This window comes from Citrobacter werkmanii (assembly GCF_008693645.1).
Taxonomy (GTDB): Bacteria; Pseudomonadota; Gammaproteobacteria; order Enterobacterales; family Enterobacteriaceae; genus Citrobacter; species Citrobacter werkmanii.
Map to the genome: position 1 here is coordinate 4175548 of NZ_CP044101.1, position 17482 is coordinate 4193029.

At 52.5% G+C, this 17482-nt stretch carries 16 protein-coding genes; 9 read left to right on the forward strand and 7 right to left on the reverse strand.

What is annotated here, in order from left to right; all coding sequences use genetic code 11:
- Position 1: 1 nt before the first annotated feature.
- Positions 2 to 532 (reverse strand): RNA pyrophosphohydrolase, encoded by a 531-nt coding sequence (rppH, locus tag FOB24_RS20550; protein WP_003825602.1) that lies wholly within the window; start codon positions 530 to 532, stop codon positions 2 to 4.
- Positions 533 to 1216: 684 nt separating this feature from the next.
- Here rppH and mutH point away from each other — a divergent pair.
- The 4 genes from mutH to FOB24_RS20570 all read left to right on the forward strand — a co-directional run bounded on the left by mutH (position 1217) and on the right by FOB24_RS20570 (position 4212).
- Entirely contained in the window at positions 1217 to 1912 is a 696-nt protein-coding gene (gene mutH / locus FOB24_RS20555; RefSeq protein WP_038633327.1) for a DNA mismatch repair endonuclease MutH, read from the forward strand.
- A gap of 75 nt (positions 1913 to 1987) precedes the next feature.
- Positions 1988 to 2701 (forward strand): TerC family protein, encoded by a 714-nt coding sequence (locus FOB24_RS20560; RefSeq protein ID WP_038633330.1) that lies wholly within the window; start codon positions 1988 to 1990, stop codon positions 2699 to 2701.
- Positions 2702 to 2846: 145 nt separating this feature from the next.
- Positions 2847 to 3065 (forward strand): lipoprotein YgdR, encoded by a 219-nt coding sequence (ygdR, locus tag FOB24_RS20565; protein WP_038633333.1) that lies wholly within the window; start codon positions 2847 to 2849, stop codon positions 3063 to 3065.
- A 106-nt stretch (positions 3066 to 3171) separates the two neighbouring features.
- Entirely contained in the window at positions 3172 to 4212 is a 1041-nt protein-coding gene (locus FOB24_RS20570) for an NADP(H)-dependent aldo-keto reductase (RefSeq protein WP_150345396.1), read from the forward strand.
- Positions 4213 to 4296: 84 nt separating this feature from the next.
- On the opposite strand, the gene lplT is transcribed toward FOB24_RS20570, so the two are convergent.
- Together lplT and aas are read right to left on the reverse strand one after the other, a co-directional pair.
- The gene (gene lplT / locus FOB24_RS20575) at positions 4297 to 5490 is read right to left on the reverse strand and encodes a lysophospholipid transporter LplT (RefSeq protein WP_038633338.1); all 1194 of its coding nucleotides are present in this window, start codon (positions 5488 to 5490) and stop codon (positions 4297 to 4299) included.
- A complete protein-coding gene (aas, locus tag FOB24_RS20580) occupies positions 5483 to 7642 on the reverse strand; it encodes a bifunctional acyl-ACP--phospholipid O-acyltransferase/long-chain-fatty-acid--ACP ligase (RefSeq protein ID WP_085048794.1) in 2160 nt (719 codons plus the stop codon). The genes lplT and aas overlap by 8 nt, the downstream gene beginning before the upstream one ends.
- A gap of 597 nt (positions 7643 to 8239) precedes the next feature.
- Between aas and galR the strand changes: the two genes are divergently transcribed.
- Both galR and FOB24_RS20595 read left to right on the forward strand, forming a co-directional pair.
- Positions 8240 to 9268: an HTH-type transcriptional regulator GalR gene (gene galR, locus FOB24_RS20590; protein WP_038633343.1), complete on the forward strand. Its 1029-nt coding sequence runs from the start codon at positions 8240 to 8242 to the stop codon at positions 9266 to 9268.
- Between the two features lie 13 nt (positions 9269 to 9281).
- The gene (locus FOB24_RS20595; protein WP_038633346.1) at positions 9282 to 10292 is read left to right on the forward strand and encodes a LacI family DNA-binding transcriptional regulator; all 1011 of its coding nucleotides are present in this window, start codon (positions 9282 to 9284) and stop codon (positions 10290 to 10292) included.
- A gap of 49 nt (positions 10293 to 10341) precedes the next feature.
- Here the strand turns inward: FOB24_RS20595 and lysA are convergent, their stop codons facing one another.
- On the reverse strand, positions 10342 to 11598 hold the full coding sequence (gene lysA / locus FOB24_RS20600) for a diaminopimelate decarboxylase (protein WP_150345591.1): 1257 nt from the start codon (positions 11596 to 11598) through the stop codon (positions 10342 to 10344).
- 118 nt (positions 11599 to 11716) lie between these two features.
- On the opposite strand from lysA, the gene FOB24_RS20605 reads away from it, so the two are divergent.
- Positions 11717 to 12652, forward strand: a complete 936-nt coding sequence (locus FOB24_RS20605) for a LysR family transcriptional regulator (RefSeq protein ID WP_137347586.1) — start codon at positions 11717 to 11719, stop codon at positions 12650 to 12652.
- On the opposite strand, the gene FOB24_RS20610 is transcribed toward FOB24_RS20605, so the two are convergent.
- Entirely contained in the window at positions 12624 to 13331 is a 708-nt protein-coding gene (locus FOB24_RS20610; protein WP_150345397.1) for an aspartate/glutamate racemase, read from the reverse strand. The genes FOB24_RS20605 and FOB24_RS20610 overlap by 29 nt on opposite strands.
- 141 nt (positions 13332 to 13472) lie before the next feature.
- On the opposite strand from FOB24_RS20610, the gene FOB24_RS20615 reads away from it, so the two are divergent.
- Positions 13473 to 13799 (forward strand): cupin domain-containing protein, encoded by a 327-nt coding sequence (locus FOB24_RS20615; protein WP_038633354.1) that lies wholly within the window; start codon positions 13473 to 13475, stop codon positions 13797 to 13799.
- Between the two features lie 196 nt (positions 13800 to 13995).
- Positions 13996 to 14883, forward strand: coding sequence for an Rpn family recombination-promoting nuclease/putative transposase (locus FOB24_RS20620; RefSeq protein ID WP_038633357.1), 888 nt, complete (start codon positions 13996 to 13998; stop codon positions 14881 to 14883).
- A 55-nt stretch (positions 14884 to 14938) separates the two neighbouring features.
- On the opposite strand, the gene araE is transcribed toward FOB24_RS20620, so the two are convergent.
- Together araE and kduD are read right to left on the reverse strand one after the other, a co-directional pair.
- The gene (gene araE / locus FOB24_RS20625) at positions 14939 to 16357 is read right to left on the reverse strand and encodes an arabinose-proton symporter AraE (protein WP_038633360.1); all 1419 of its coding nucleotides are present in this window, start codon (positions 16355 to 16357) and stop codon (positions 14939 to 14941) included.
- 316 nt (positions 16358 to 16673) lie between these two features.
- Positions 16674 to 17435, reverse strand: coding sequence for a 2-dehydro-3-deoxy-D-gluconate 5-dehydrogenase KduD (gene kduD, locus FOB24_RS20630; RefSeq protein WP_003033923.1), 762 nt, complete (start codon positions 17433 to 17435; stop codon positions 16674 to 16676).
- Between the last annotated feature and the right edge of the window lie 47 nt (positions 17436 to 17482).

Below are 17482 nucleotides of genomic sequence, written 5' to 3' on the forward strand. Positions count from 1 at the left end.
CTTAACCTCTTTTACGTCTGTACGCAGGTGCGCTTTGCGGTTTAGGAGTGCTCTCCTGAAGCGCCATGACAACACTTGCGAATTCTTTCATCACCCTGCGATAGACATCGCGTTTAAATGACACCACCTGTCGAACCGGATACCAGTAACTCACCCAGCGCCAGCCGTCGAACTCAGGTGTACTGCTGGTTTGCATATTAATTTCAGCATCGCTGCTGACCAATTGCAGAAGAAACCATTTTTGTTTCTGGCCGATACAAACCGGCTTTGTGTCCCAACGCACCAAACGTTTCGGTAACTTGTAACGCAACCAGTTACGAGTAGAAGCAAGGATCCGTACATCTTTACGGCTGAGACCCACTTCTTCAAAGAGTTCCCGGTACATCGCCTGCTCTGCCGTCTCTCCTGCGTTTATCCCACCTTGTGGGAATTGCCAGGAGTGCTGACCAAATCGCCGGGCCCACATGACCTGCCCCTGGCGGTTACAAATTACTATCCCTACATTCGGGCGGTAGCCATCGTCATCAATCACCGGACTACCTCAACATAAACCTTATATACAAACGATTGTTTCACACTCCTGAGAGGCGGTAAACCACTCTGTTAAGGGTGCGATATTCTAATAACAATTGAATAACTCACAGCGAAGCCCAGAGTTATAAACAGAAGAAGGGCATTCAGGGCGATTTTATTCACCTTTTCTGTGGATATAGTTGTGAAGAAGTACGGAATTACTATGGGAAAACCCAGAACAGTCCGAATAAGACATTCGTCACATATAAAAAATAGTCTTATTTATTCATTAAGTTAAAAACGATCGGCACCAACGCACACACATAAATGTGATGTGTATCACGCACACGATCTTCACGCTGATGAAAGATCGACCAGCGTTGGTTTTATCCACAGATTATGCCAATAAGTTAGGCACAATTTGTGTAAAAATTCGATTTTCGTCGCACGTCAAGGCTGTAAATTGAAACAGTAGTGGGGGTTTTTCACAGTTATCCCATCTTTCTGTGGATAACATGGTGTAAGATCCTGTTCATTGTCAGTGACCAGAATTGGAAAACCCGCATTGCTGTTGCGCAACTGCGCGCGTGTGAATATAAAAACCAATATAAATCATATAATTGAATAAAGCATGTGGAAAAAGATAAACTCTGTCCACACGGTATAAAATCATTGCTCATTTTTTCACCTAAGGGTTAATCCGATGCCAGAACTCCATCCGCTACTTTCTCCACCTGACTCTGAAGCCCAATTGCTGACTCAGGCGCGGCAGCTTGCGGGCTACTCGTTGGGAGAATTGGCGACCATGGCGGGACTCGTCACCCCCAGGGATCTCAAGCGTGATAAAGGCTGGATTGGCGTCCTACTGGAGATTTGGCTGGGTGCCAGCGCAGGCAGCAAGCCGGAGCAGGATTTTGCGGCGCTGGGCGTGGAGCTGAAAACGATCCCTGTGGACAGTCTTGGCAGACCGCTGGAAACCACCTTCGTATGCGTAGCGCCGTTAACTGGCAATACAGGCGTCACCTGGGAAACCAGCCATGTGCGGCACAAACTTAAACGCGTACTGTGGATCCCGGTAGAGGGAGAACGCAGTATTCCACTGGCTGAACGTCGCGTCGGCTCGCCCTTGCTCTGGAGCCCAAACGACGAAGAAGACCAGCAATTACGGTTGGACTGGGAAGAACTAATGGACATGATTGTGCTAGGCCACGTCGAACGCATCACCGCTCGCCATGGGGAAGTGTTACAACTGCGTCCCAAAGCCGCCAATGCCCGAGCGCTTACCGAAGCGATTGGCGCCCATGGCGAACCCATCCTGACCCTGCCGCGCGGGTTTTATCTGAAAAAGAACTTCACGCGCGCATTGCTTGAGCGGCATTTCTTATTCCAGCCGCAATAGGCACTGCCCGGCCTTTCACCCGCCGCGTTACGGGCCTATAATTACCGCTTCTTTTTTTTGGCAGGACTTTGCTCGATGTTATTTGCATGGATAACCGATCCTAACGCCTGGCTTGCGCTCGGTACGCTGACGCTGCTGGAGATCGTTCTTGGGATCGACAATATTATTTTCCTCTCTCTGGTTGTAGCCAAACTTCCGACAGCGCAACGCAATCATGCCCGACGTATTGGGCTGGCGGCAGCAATGATTATGCGTCTGGCGCTGCTGGCCTCTATCGCCTGGGTAACACGGCTGACAAACCCGTTGTTCGAGGTATTTGGCGAGGCGATTTCGGCGCGCGATCTGATCCTTCTGCTCGGCGGGTTGTTCCTGATCTGGAAAGCCAGTAAAGAGATCCACGAATCCATTGAAGGTGAGGAAGAGGGACTGAAAACCCGCGTCTCTTCATTCCTGGGCGCGATTGTGCAGATCATGTTGTTAGACATTATCTTCAGTCTGGATTCCGTAATTACAGCGGTAGGCTTGTCTGACCATCTGTTTATCATGATGGCGGCGGTGGTGATTGCCGTGGGCGTGATGATGTTTGCTGCTCGCCCAATTGGTGAGTTTGTCGATCGTCACCCTTCAGTGAAAATGCTGGCGCTCTCTTTCCTGATTCTGGTCGGTTTTACGCTAATTCTGGAAAGTTTCGACGTCCACGTTCCAAAAGGATACATCTATTTCGCCATGTTCTTCTCTATCGCGGTAGAGACACTGAACCTGTGGCGTAATAAAAAAAATCCGCTCTGATGAAATCTGTCGCTCCCCGCAAGGGGAGCGAATACCGCACCGTACCTACCTCTTCTCACAGTTTAAGATTTTACTGCTTTCGTCATGCATAACTTCGCGTTATTACTAAACTATTGTCAGACGCAGGCCATGAGAGGATAAGCAGATGAAAAAATGGGCAGTTTTGATTTCCGCCGTAGGACTGGCTTTTGTAGTTTCTGGGTGCAGCAGCGATTATGTAATGGCGACAAAAGATGGCCGGATGATCCTGACCGACGGAAAACCAGAGATTGACGACGATACCGGTCTGGTGAGCTACCACGATCAGCAAGGCAATGCGATGCAGATCAACCGCGACGATGTATCTCAAATCATTGAACGCTGATGGTTGAGGTCAGCAGCGCGCTGACCTTAACAATTTTACTTCCCTTTTTCTCTTCCCTCAGCCATTTTTATAATCCTTATGTTGTGATTATAAAAAGGAAACGGCTATGCAATATCACCGTATACCCCACAGCTCGCTGGAAGTCAGTACACTGGGGCTGGGCACAATGACGTTTGGTGAACAAAACAGCGAAGCCGACGCCCATGCACAGCTCGATTATGCCGTGGCACAAGGCATAAATTTGATCGACGTTGCCGAGATGTATCCGGTACCGCCGCGCCCTGAAACCCAGGGGCTCACCGAAACGTACGTGGGCAACTGGCTAGCCAAACACGGTAGCCGCGAAAAGCTAATCGTGGCGTCGAAGGTCAGTGGACCATCACGTAACAACGACAGCGGCATTCGACCGAATCAGGCGCTGGACCGTAAAAATATCCGTGAAGCGCTGCACGACAGCCTGAAAAGACTGCAAACCGATTACCTGGATCTGTATCAGGTTCACTGGCCGCAGCGCCCCACCAACTGCTTTGGTAAGTTAGGCTACAGCTGGACGGACTCCGCGCCGGTCGTCTCCCTGTTGGATACGCTGGACGCGCTGGCTGAGTTTCAGCGCGCGGGAAAAATTCGCTACATCGGCGTTTCCAATGAAACCGCGTTTGGTGTGATGCGTTATCTGCATCTGGCGGACAAACACGATCTGCCGCGCATCGCCACTATCCAGAATCCCTACAGCCTGCTGAACCGTAGCTATGAAGTTGGACTGGCAGAAGTCAGCCAGTACGAAGGGGTTGAACTACTGGCCTATTCTTGCCTGGGCTTCGGTACGCTAACCGGTAAGTATCTGAACGGCGCGAAGCCTGCCGGCGCACGTAATACGTTGTTTAGCCGTTTCACACGCTACAGCGGTGAGCAAACGCAAAAGGCCGTTGCAGCCTATGTGGATATCGCGAAACGCCATAATCTGGATCCTGCGCAAATGGCGCTGGCATTCGTGCGTCGTCAGCCGTTTGTCGCCAGCACCCTGCTGGGAGCAACGACGATGGAGCAGTTAAAAACCAACGTTGAAAGCCTGCATCTGACGTTGAGCGAAGAAGTTCTGGCCGAGATTGAAGCGGTGCATCAGGTGTATACCTATCCTGCACCATGACGGTTAGTGCCTGATGGCGCTACGCTTATCAGGCCTACAGAAAGCATTCCCTGTAGGCCCGATAAGGCAACTACACGTCACAGACTAATGGCGGCGCTGCCAAATCCATAGCGCCGCAATCGCCAGCGCAAACAGCGCGCCAAATCCAATACCAATCGCTACCGCCGGGATCCCCACCAGCACCGCCAGCGAGTAAATACCCAGCATCAGCAGCATCGCGCTGTTTTCACCCAGGTTTTGCACCGCAATCGCATTACCCGCACCGACGCTTTTCTTGCCCCGCTCCTGTAACAACGCATTCAGCGGCACCACAAAGAACCCGCCTGACACGCCAATAAGCATCAGCAACGCGTAAGCCGGAAGCAGCGCATGTTGCAGCGAGAAGATCAGCACCACGACGCCAATCAGGATCCCCGCAGGCATACAGCGCGACACGGTTTCCAGCGTCACCAGCTTCGCCGCCGCACCCGCGCCGACCACAATCCCAATCGCCACCATGGCATTCAGGTAAGTAGGTGTGGCGTTATCGGTGATGCCCAGCGCCACCGGCACCCACAGCACCAACAGAAAACGCAGCGTGACGCCAGCGCCCCAAAAGAGGCTGGTTCCCACCAATGAGAAACGCGTCTCACCGTTACGCCACAGCGAAGTGGCCGCACAGAAAAAACTGCGGGTCATTTTCCCCAAATGCCAGGACTGGCCAGGGCGAGCCGCGGCCAGCTTCGGGATAAACAGGTTAGCCACCACGGCACCCGCATAGGCCAGCGCACAGGCAGAAAGCGCAGCAATCACGTGCCAGTCGGCCAGCACGCCCCCCGCCACAGAACCGAGTAAAATCGCGGCAATGGTGGAGGCTTCCATCAGGCCGTTAGCTTTCACCAGTTTGTCGCCAGTGGTCAGTTCACCGAGAATGCCATACTTGGCTGGTGAATACGCCGCCGCGCCGATCCCCACCAGCGTATAGCCGAGAAACGGATTAACGCCGAAGCAAATACTCGCCGCGCCCAGCAGCTTCATGCCGTTAGCGAACATCATCACCCTGCCTTTGGCAAAGCTGTCCGCCACCTGCCCGACAAAGGGCGCAAACAGGATGTAAGCGCCCACAAACACCATTTGCAGGATCGGCTGACTCCAGTCCGGATAAAATTGTTCCTTAAGCAAAGCCAGCGTGGCGAACAGTAAGGCGTTATCGCCAAACGCCGACAGGAACTGCGCGGCGATAACGGACATCATCCCTTTGGACCAGATAGAAGTGTTAGTGTGCACTGACTCACTCATGTTGTTTTTCCGGCTCATCGACCCAGCTTTTCAGCGTGACAAAATCCGGCTTACCGCTGCCGAGTAATGGGAGTTGTTTCAGGTGGCGAATATCACGCGGCACGGCAAGTTCAGGCACGCCGTGCGCTCGCGCATACTGCTGCAGTTTTTCGCGCGTCAGTTCACTGTCGGTGGTGAACAGCACCAGCGCCTCGCCTTTGCTGGCATCGCTTTTGATCGCCGTGGCGTGCATTTTATCCGCAGATACCGCCAGCGCCAGTTGCTCAACCATTTCCAGCGAGACCATCTCTCCGGCAATTTTAGCAAAACGCTTGGCGCGTCCCTGGATCTGCACAAAGCCGTTTTCATCAAAGCGCACGATGTCTCCGGTGTCATACCAGCCGTGCTCAATCTCACCCTGCGCATTTTCTGCCGTCGGCACTTCCAGCACGCCGGGTTTTTCGACGCGCAAATAGCCGCTCATAATATTAGGGCCTTTTAGCTGTAAACGCCCTCCGTCCTCAATGCCTGGAACAGCTAACAGTCGGGCATCCATACCGGGCAAGATGCGCCCTACCGTTCCTGATTTCGCCGCCATCGGCACGTTGATTGACACCACTGGCGCACATTCCGTCACGCCATAGCCTTCAAGGACGCGCAGACCAAATTTCTCCTGCCACAGCTGTTTTGTGGTGTCTTGCAGTTTTTCCGCTCCCGCCACCACATAGCGCAGACGGTGAAAATCATAGGGATGCGCGAAACGCGCGTAGTTGCCAAGGAACGTTGACGTACCAAACAGTACGGTGCAGTTCCGGTCGTAGACCAGCTCCGGCACAATGCGGTAATGCAGCGGGCTGGGATAAAGAAACACTTCTGCGCCGGTCAGCAGCGGCGTGAATAATCCCACCGTCAGACCAAAGGAGTGAAATAGCGGCAACGCAGACATAAAGCGGTCGTCGGCGGTGAAATCGGCGATGGTTTTAATCTGCTCGACGTTCGCCAGAATGCTCTTGTGGCTGTGTACCACACCTTTCGGATGACCTTCCGAGCCAGAGGTAAAGAGGATCACCGCGGCCTCTTCCGGCTGCTGTTTCACCTGCGCCAGATGCGGCGCCAGCAGGTGTGAGAAAATCCACAGCTTATCGCTAAACGTCACATCGGCTTTCAGGTCTTCCAAGTAAACCCAGCGCACCTGGGTGAGCTGCTCCGGTAAATGCCAAAGTTTGCCTTTATCGAGAAACTGTCGGGAAGTGAAGATAGTTTTGATTTCTGATGCAGTAATGGCGCTGGTTAGCCCTTTTACACCTGCTGTATAGTTCATCATCGCCGGAATACGTCGACGCGCAATAGCGCCAAAAATGACCGCCGCGCTGATCCCCGCGTTTGGCAGCATCAGGCCAATTTTTTCACCCTCAGAGGTATATTTTTCCAGAATACGCGCCACAAACAGCGTCTTCGTCAGCAGTTTACGGTAGCTGTCCGGCGTAAAGTTAACATCTTCAATGCAGTTTTTGCCTGCGCCAAAGCGATATTTCGCCGCCAGCAGAGACTCATAAAGCGTTTCACGCGGGCGCACCGCCATGCGCGCTTCCATCATAATTTGATGCAGCATTTCACCCGCGATTTTGCGGCGATCGCGAGCACGCGGCGCTTCCGGCATCGGCATATGGGTCGGCGGCAGGATGTGCAAGCGAATACGCGGGAAGAATCGCTGTTTAACCAGACCTTTCAGGCGACTAAAGCGTGACAGCTCCGCGCCTTCGATGCGCACAGGAACCACCGTGGCCCCTGACTTTGCCGCGACAAACCCGGCGCCGTCATAGATTTTCATCAATGAACCGGTGGTCGAAATACGCCCTTCCGGGAAAATAACCACCGGACGCCCCTGCTCGACCAGGCGAACCAGATGTTTAATCGACATCGGTTTGGTCGGGTCTAACGGCACGAAATCAATCAGCGGGGTCAGCCAGCGCATGTACCATTGCTGACTAATAGAGGTGTAAACAGCAAAAACGGGGCGGATCGGTAAAAAAAGCGCCAGCAGGATGCCGTCGATAAATGAGACATGGTTGGGAGTAATTAGAACGCGTTCTCCCTGTAGCGCGCTGATATCGCCCGTGACGCGAACGCGGAAAAGCACGCGAAACAGATTACGAAAAAAGCCAAATAGCATCTCAACTCCCTGTGCCATTAATTACATAAACATTAATGATGGGAGAGTATACGAGTTGGGGAATGGGCGCGACAGGTAACTGGTGAATACAATCCGAAAAAAAACCTGCGCATCCGCGCAGGTCGGTGCAAGAGACAGGTACGAAGTGCGTACCGAATAATCTCACCAATCAATACCTCTGGGATCTTGATTGTGGTCGTCAGCAGCCAGATACGCCAGTGCGAAAACGCAAAGGAATGAACCCAAATGCAACGAGTTGTGTAAATTATCGGTTACTGTTACAGATAGGCCGAAGACAAAAAAAAACCTGCGCATCTGCGCAGGCTGGTGTAAATCTAGTGATCAACCCGAAAGTTGATTTCACCTATCAATACCTCTGGGATCCCAACTTTAGCAATCTGCTCAGTGCCCTCACCAGCAAACAATCGCAACAGCACATCGCAAAGTGTAAGTAAAAATTAGCGTTTTCTATTTTCTGTCTTACTTCGCTCGCGCGCGCTCACATTTGCGACGTCCTGACAGGCAATCTGCTTGAACAGCCAGCCGTTTTCCGTAACACTGACACAATGTAAGCGTTTACCCACAACAGGTACTATCATGGCGACCATAAAGGATGTAGCCCGACTAGCTGGTGTATCAGTCGCCACCGTTTCTCGAGTGATTAATGATTCCCCCAAAGCCAGCGAAGCATCGCGTCTGGCCGTAACGAGTGCAATGGAATCACTCAGCTACCACCCCAACGCCAACGCGCGTGCGCTGGCGCAACAATCTACCGAAACCGTCGGACTGGTGGTTGGTGATGTGTCAGATCCATTTTTTGGGGCAATGGTTAAAGCTGTCGAGCAGGTGGCCTATAACACCGGTAATTTTTTACTGATCGGCAACGGCTACCATAATGAACAGAAGGAACGTCAGGCGATTGAACAGCTTATTCGCCACCGCTGCGCTGCGCTTGTTGTCCACGCCAAAATCATCCCGGATGCAGATCTGGCTTCATTAATGAAGCAAATCCCCGGCATGGTATTAATCAACCGAATTCTGCCAGGATTCGAACAACGCTGCGTTGCCCTCGATGACCGCTTCGGCGCGTGGTTGGCTACCCGACACCTTATTCAGCAGGGCCATACGCGTATCGGTTATCTGTGCTCCAATCACACCATTTCAGATGCGGAGGATCGCCTGCAAGGCTATTACGATGCGCTGACGGAGAGCAATATACCGATTAACGATCGGCTGGTGACCTTTGGCGAGCCGGATGAGAGCGGCGGTGAGCAGGCCATGACCGAGTTGCTTGGCCGTGGTAAAAACTTCACGGCTGTAGCCTGCTATAACGACTCAATGGCGGCTGGCGCGATGGGCGTGTTAAATGATAACGGCATTGATGTACCAGGCGAAATTTCCCTGATCGGCTTCGATGATGTGCTGGTTTCCCGCTATGTGCGTCCACGTTTGACCACGGTACGCTATCCGATAGTGACGATGGCGACCCAGGCCGCTGAACTGGCGCTTGCGCTGGCGGAGAAGCGACCTGCGCCTGAAATCACCCACGTATTTAACCCAACTCTGGTGCGCCGCCATTCCGTTTCGACGCTGACAGAGCCGGGCAATTCTTCGTCAAACGATTAACCAGGATAGCGTCATGACCACGATGTTGGACGTTTCACGACACGCTGGCGTCTCAAAAGCGACCGTTTCGCGCGTGCTGAATGGTACGGGTCAGGTAAAAGAGAGCACGCGCCAGAAAGTGTTTAAGGCCATGCAGGCACTTGATTATCGACCCAATTTTTTAGCGCGTTCTTTAGCGAACCGTACCAGCAATAGCATTGGCCTGGTGGTTTCCACGTTTGATGGATTCTACTTTGGCCGCCTGCTGCAACAGGCTTCGCGCCAGACGGAATCTCACGGTAAGCAGTTGATCGTCACCGACGGTCACGACACGCCGGAGCGTGAACAGGAAGCCGTGCAAATGCTGGCCGACAGGCAGTGTGATGCCATTATTCTCTATACCCGTTATATGAGTGAGCAGGCGATTATGTCACTGATGAACAGCATTGCTATGCCGTTGCTGGTCATTAACCGTGATGTCAGTCAGGCCCGCGATCGCGCGATTTTCTTTGAACAGGAAGAAGCCGCGTTCCAGGCGGTCAATTATCTGATCTCCCAGGGGCATAGCGATATTGCCTGCATCACCGTGCCGGGCCATACCCCTACCGGTAAATCACGTTTGATGGGATATCGTAAAGCGCTGGAAAAAAACGGTATTCCCTGGGACCCCGGCAAGGTTAAATACGGCGATTCAACGATGACGCGTGGCTATGAAGCCTGTCGTGAGCTGCTGGAGGAAGGGGTGACATTCAGCGCTCTCTTCGCCTGTAACGATGACATGGCATTAGGTGCATCAAAAGCGTTGCATCAGGCTGGCCTGAAGATCCCGACGGACGTCTCGCTCTTTGGTTTTGACGATGCGCCCAGCGCTAAATGGCTGGAGCCGGGACTCTCTACCGTCTATCTGCCGATTGACGCCATGATAACAACGGCAATTGACCAGGCTATCCGTCTGGCCAACGGTGAGAGCGTAGAGCCGATCCCACCGTTTACCGGCAAACTGGTGTTGCGGGAATCGGTGACAACGGGGCCGTACTTTAAGTAATCAGATGCCGGATGGCGCTACGCTTATCCGGCTTTTCACAACGCTGTATTCAGATTAATTCCAGCGCCAGTAGCTCATCAATAGTCTGACGACGACGGATCAGTCGCGCCACGCCGTGATCAAACAACACCTCCGGCAGCAGCGGGCGGCTATTGTAGTTTGACGACATTGACGCGCCGTACGCCCCGGTATCATGCAGCACCAGATAATCCCCCGGCACCACCGCTGGCAGTAGACGGGTTTCCACATTTCCGCCTTCCTGCTGGGTAAAGACGTCGCCGGACTCACACAGCGGCCCGGCTACTACGGTTTCTATTTGCGCGGCTTGCTCCAGAGAACGGCCATCCCCCGCCAGTGCAGAGATATGATGATAGCTACCGTACATCGCCGGGCGCATCAAATCGTTGAAGCCTGCGTCAATCAGCACAAAGTGGCGGCTGCCCATCGCTTTTACGCTGCGCACCTGCGCCACCAGCACGCCGGATTCCGCCACCAGAAAACGGCCCGGTTCGATCTCCAATTTAACAGCGTGACCCAGATGACGCGCAATTTGATCGCGCGCGGAGTTCCATAACCCAAAATAATGATCGGTGTTGATCGCCTCTTCGCCCTCACGATATGGGATCGACAGCCCGCCGCCCGCGGAGATCGCCTCCAGATCCTGACCAAACTCGACAACCTGACGCACCATCGCGCCGCATACCTGTTCCAGATGGCCGTAGTCGACGCCGGATCCGATATGCATATGAATGCCAACCAGCTTCAACTGATAGCGCTGGATCACTTCCAGCGCCGCCGGTAGATCGCTGTACCAGATACCGTGTTTGCTGTTCTCGCCGCCGGTGTTGGTTTTCTGACTATGTCCATGACCAAAGCCAGGGTTGACGCGTAGCCACACGCGATGGCCCGGCGAAAGCTGACCCAGTTGCTCCAGCATATCCACTGAACCGGCATTTACCGGAATGCTCAATTCATGCACCCGGGCGAGCGTCGCGCCATCGATCATATCGGCGGTAAAGACAATCTCATCTTTTCCCGGCTCAAAACCCGCCGCCAGCGCGCGTTCAATTTCGCCCAGCGAGACGGAATCGACCTTCACACCCTGCTCGCGCATCAGGCGCAGAATATGAATATTTGAGCATGCCTTCTGGGCAAAACGCACCACGTCAAACTGGCTCAGTTTGGCAATCTGCGCGCGGATAATCTGCGCATCATACACCCACACCGGGCAGCCAAATTCAGCGGGCAGGCGTAGCAGGTTGTCGGCGGTGAGATCGGTATCAGTGCTGTTGAGTGGGCGTGGCATGGTGTGCTCCGGTATTGGCTTTTGCATGATTACGCCACAGCCCGAAAAGAATAAAAAATATCGTTTTATCGTGAGTCTATGCAAAAATGATATGGATTACATCATTCGAGGATTCGCCATGCCCGCCGTTAACCTGCGCCATATTGAAATTTTTCACGCCATCATGACCGCAGGCAATCTGACGGAAGCCGCGCGGATGCTACATACCTCGCAGCCGACCGTCAGTCGGGAACTGGCCCGATTCGAGAAAGTGCTGGGATTAACGCTGTTCGAACGTTCGCGTGGCAGGCTGCATCCGACCGTGCAAGGGTTACGTCTGTTTGAAGAGGTGCAACGTTCCTGGTATGGTCTGGACAGGATTGTGAGCGCCGCTGAAAGCCTGCGCGAATTTCGTCAGGGCGAATTATCGATTGTCTGCCTGCCGGTATTCTCACAATCTTTTTTACCGCCGCTGCTGGAGCCGTTCCTCACACGCTACCCGCAGGTCAATATTCAGATAGTGCCGCAGGAGTCACCATTGCTGGAAGAGTGGCTGTCGGCGCAACGCCACGATCTGGGCATCACAGAAACTCTGCATACTCCCGCCGGCACTAAACGTACAGAATTGCTGGCGCTGGATGAAGTATGCGTGCTGCCACAGGAACATCCGCTGGCCGAGAAATCCGTGCTCACACCGCAGGATTTTCAGGGCGAAAACTACATCAGCCTGTCGCGGACCGACAGCTACCGTCAGCTTCTGGATACCTTGTTTAATGAGCATCAGGTGAAACGCCGCATGGTAATAGAAACCCATAGCGCCGCTTCAATTTGTGCCATGGTGCGGGCGGGCGTAGGGATCTCGGTGGTCAATCCATTAACGGCGCTGGATTACGCCAGTAGCGGGATCGTTATTCGCCGCTTCAGTATTTCGGTACCGTTTACGGTCAGCCTGATTCACCCGCTTCATCGCCCCGCCTCGGCGCTGGTAGATGCTTTTACCGCGCATCTGCAAGCCCATCTGCCGAAGCTAATCGATCCGCTGAACGCTATTTTGCATCGACAGACGAAAGCATAAACTCCACCGCATCTTGCGCATGGATAGCCGCAGTGTCGAAAACCGGTAGTGGGCTTAGCTCGGCTGGCACCAGCAGACCAATCTCGGTACAGCCAAAAATTACCCCTTGCGCGCCCTGCTTAGCCAGCTGAGCAATCACACTGAGGTAATAATCGCGGGACGTTTCATTGAATTCGCCGAGGCACAGCTCATCGAAAATAATCTGGTTTATTTTTTGCCGGTCGTTAGCGTCAGGGATAAGCGTACTAATGCCAAATTCAGCCTGTAAGCGCCCACGGTAAAAATCCTGCTCCATGGTGTAGCGCGTACCCAGCAGCGCCACGTTGCTCATCTGCTGCTTTTGTATGGCGCGACCAGTGGCATCAGCAATATGCAGGAACGGTACATCACAGGCGGTTGCAATCGCATCAGCAACCTTGTGCATCGTGTTGGTACACAACACGATGCCCTCAGCTCCCGCCTCCTGTAGCCCTCTGGCGGCCTGCGCGAGGATCTGCCCGGCCCGCTGCCAGTCGCCGCTGGACTGACAGGCTTCAATCTCATGAAAATCTACGCTGTGCAACAGAATCTGTGCCGAATGCAGGCCACCCAGACGCTGTTTTACCCCTTCATTAATGAGTCGATAATAAGGAATGGTGGATTCCCAGCTCATACCGCCTAACAGACCGATCGTTTTCATCGCTTCCCCTCATTTGTTGTTATCTCTTCAGTGAACCAAAGATGTGATCAACTTTCCACATCTGTTGGTGTGCATTTCTTTTTATACTTTGCTGATATAAATTTAATAAAACACCGTTTCACTAACTTACAGGAATGTCGGATGTTTATTTTTCATAAAGAGACCACGCTTGAAGATCTGGGCAATGGCGTTACCCGTCGCATTCTTGCTCACGACGGTAAAATGATGGCGGTTGAGGTGAACTTCGAGCAGGGCGCGATTGGTCCGCTGCACAACCACCCGCATGAACAGCTGACTTACGTTTTATCCGGTGAGTTTGAATTTACTATTGGGGAAGAAAAGCATGTCGTTTCCGCAGGTGACACCCTGTATAAACAGCCCAACATTATGCATGGCTGCGTCTGCTTAAAAGCAGGAACATTACTCGATACGTTCACTCCGATGCGCGACGATTTTCTGCACGGGTAATTTCGCTGTTCTCAAACCATGCTACTGACCGGTCTGAGAACACGCTAAAATGCGTACTCAGTTCCCTAAAAATGCATACGTTACAAGGTAGGGTATTTTCCTTCGATACCAGCTCGCATAAGCGTTAATTCCGGGATGCGCCCCGCCATGTGGGCGATTACAGTCACGTTAACTTAATTAACGGTGACGGATCGCCATGACAAAAATGACAACGGCCACTCCACATGACGCGGTCTTCAAACAGTTCTTGTACCATCCCGATACCGCAAGAGATTTTCTGGATATCTATCTTCCATCAACCTTGCGGGAGCTATGTGATCTGCAAACACTAAAACTGGAATCAGGCAGTTTTATTGAGGATAGCCTGCGAGCCAGCTACTCCGACGTGCTGTGGTCATTAAAAACAAACGAAGGCGTTGGATATATCTATGTTGTTATTGAGCATCAGAGTTCGCCAGACGCTCACATGGCATTTCGGCTAATGCGCTACGCCATGGCTGCAATGCAACGCCATCTGGATGCTGGCCATAAAACATTACCTTTGGTGATACCGATGCTGTTTTATCATGGCGCTCTCAGCCCCTACCCCTTTTCACTCTGCTGGCTGGATGAGTTTGACGATCCCGCATTGGCACGACAGTTATACTCAGCAACATTTCCGCTGGTAGATATCACCGTAATACCCGATGACGAAATTATGCAACATCGCCGTATAGCACTGCTGGAATTGATGCAAAAACATATCCGCAAGCGTGATTTAATGGGATTAGTGGAACAACTGGTCTCGTTGCTGGCTACGGGATACGCTAATGACAGCCAGCTCAAAACGCTATTTAATTACATGATGCAGTTTGGAAATACGCCTCACGTTGATAAATTTATCCGTGAGGTTGCCTATCGGGTACCACAGCAAAAGGAACGTCTGATGACTATCGCGGAAGTATTGCAACAGGAAGCCAAACAACAAGAGGCGTTACGCATTGCCCAGATGATGTTAGCGAATGGTATTAGTCATGAAATTATACTAAAGATAACCGGGCTGTCTGCTAAGGACATCCTCGCCAGGCAGGCCTCTCCACATTGAAACAGGTAGCAATGGGAGCCCGATAATGAGTTGATCTATCGGGCTCTCTGCTCACTTACACCCCAATATTTCTTAGCTTCTCACCCGACATCAGCTTGCGCTCGATGTGTTCCAGCGTGACGTTTTTGGTTTCCGGGATAAGCCAGAATGTAATACCGATAAAAGCGACGTTCAACGCGGTATACAGCCAGAATGTACCCGCCGCGCCGATGCTGTCGAGCAGCGTCAGGAACGTGGCGCCAATGATCATGTTCGACACCCAATTGGTGGTGGTCGAGCAGGTGATACCAAAATCGCGGCATTTCAGCGGCTGAATTTCCGAACACAGGATCCACACTACCGGCGCGGCGCTCATCGCGTAACCTGCAATGCACATCATGGTCATACCGACTGACAGCCAGGATAGACCACTGGAAGCCGTGCCGTTATCAAACTGCATCAGGCAATAGCCGAGTACCAGCGTCCCAATGGCCATCACGCTGAAACCAATTTTCAGCGCCGGTTTGCGTCCGGCTTTATCAACCGTAAAGACGGCAATAAATGTCGCGAACATGAACGTTAAGCCAACCACCAGCGTGGCAATCATCTGCTGTTCGGTGGTGGTAAAACCCGCCATTTTAAAAATGCGCGGCGCGTAATACATAATGATGTTCATCCCGGTGAACTGCTGCATCGCCTGCAACAACATTCCGAGGAAAACCGCACGACGCACGTTACGGTTAATTTTAAACAGCGCCCATCCGCCCTGCTTCAGCTTCAGGCTTTCACGGATTTCGTTCAGCTCATCGCGGGCTTTTTCTGACGTATCGCGCAGCATTCGCAATACTTCTTCGGCTTCGATGTGGCGACCTTTTTCCGCCAGCCAGCGCGGACTGTTCGGCAGGAAAACCACCAGGATAATCAGTAAAACCGCCGGGAGCGCCAGCACCCCCAACATGGCGCGCCAGTTACCGCTGTAGCTAAATGCCGTATCAGATAAAAAGGCCAGCACAATACCCAGCGTAACCATCAACTGGTACATACTGATCATCTTACCGCGCACATTCTCACTGGCCATTTCGGAAAGATAGAGCGGCGCGGTGTAAGACGCGATACCCACCGCAACGCCCAGCACCACGCGGGCAAAAATAAGCATTTCAACGCTGGACGCAAACGCCGATCCCAGAGATCCGACGACAAAAAGGATCGCGCCCGCCATCAGGCTGTATTTACGTCCCAGGCGGAATGACAGCCAACCATTAAATAGTGCGCCAATTGCCGCACCCAGCATCATGCTGCTCACCACCCACTCCTGCAGGCGGCTGGTCAGGACAAAATGATCGGTGATGAAAGGCAGCGCGCCCGCTATCACGCCAATATCCAGGCCGAATAACAATCCTGCGACAGCCGCAGAGATAGAGACAAACATATTCATACGTCGCGTATCGCGCACAGGGCGCGGCGCTAAAGCAGCATCATTATTTATTGAGACCATTTTTTTCCTGCCAGATACAGAGTAAACCATGTCCCTGAAAGTAAGGGATCCCTTACATGGAGCGTCAGGCGGGAAACGGCAAAAACATGGATGAAATAGCTACACCACCTCGTTATGTGATGGATATTCCAATTTTAAAATTTATCGGCAACCACTCAATTAAATTTAATTTATTGATATTAAAGAGGATTAAGCATTACAAATTCATACATATATAATTATGTATGGATTAATTTATAGACAGAATATGGATTAAAATAACTTAAAACCAAAAAAAACCCTGCCAGATGACAGGGTTTGTTGTTCAGAAAATGTATTAACGTGCCAGCCAGCCGCCGTCTACCGCAACGGTATAGCCGTTAATATAGTCAGACGCGCTGGACGCCAGGAACACGACAGGCCCCATCAGGTCGCTCGGCAGTCCCCAACGTCCTGCCGGAATACGATCGAGGATTTCTGCGCTACGCTGCTCATCAGCACGCAGTTGCTGAGTGTTGTTGGTCGCCATATAACCCGGCGCAATCGCGTTGACGTTGATGTTATGTTTTGCCCACTCGTTCGCCATCAGACGGGTGACGCCCATTACGCCGCTTTTAGACGCGGTGTAAGACGGAACGCGGATACCGCCCTGGAAAGAGAGCATAGAGGCGATATTGATAATTTTGCCGCCGTTACCCTGAGCGATAAAGTGCTTCGCCGCGGCCTGAGACATAAAGAATACGCTCTTAATGTTCAGGTTCATCACGTCATCCCAGTCTTTTTCGCTGAAGTCGATCGCATCGTCACGACGGATAAGGCCCGCATTGTTGACCAGAATATCGATATGGCCGAATTCTGCCACTGCGCGCTCCAGCAGCGCTGGAATACCATCAATTTGGCGCAGGTCGGCGGTCAGACTCAAGAAACGGCGGCCCAGTGCGGTCACACGTTCGATGGTTTCCGTCGGTTCAACAATGTTGATACCGACAATATCGCAACCCGCTTCCGCCAGCCCCAGCGCCATACCCTGACCCAGGCCGGTGTCGCAACCGGTCACAACGGCGACTTTACCTTCAAGAGAGAATGCATTCAAAATCATTGTAAATCCTTAATTTTTTATAATGCCCGCCGCAGGCAGGCACGGCT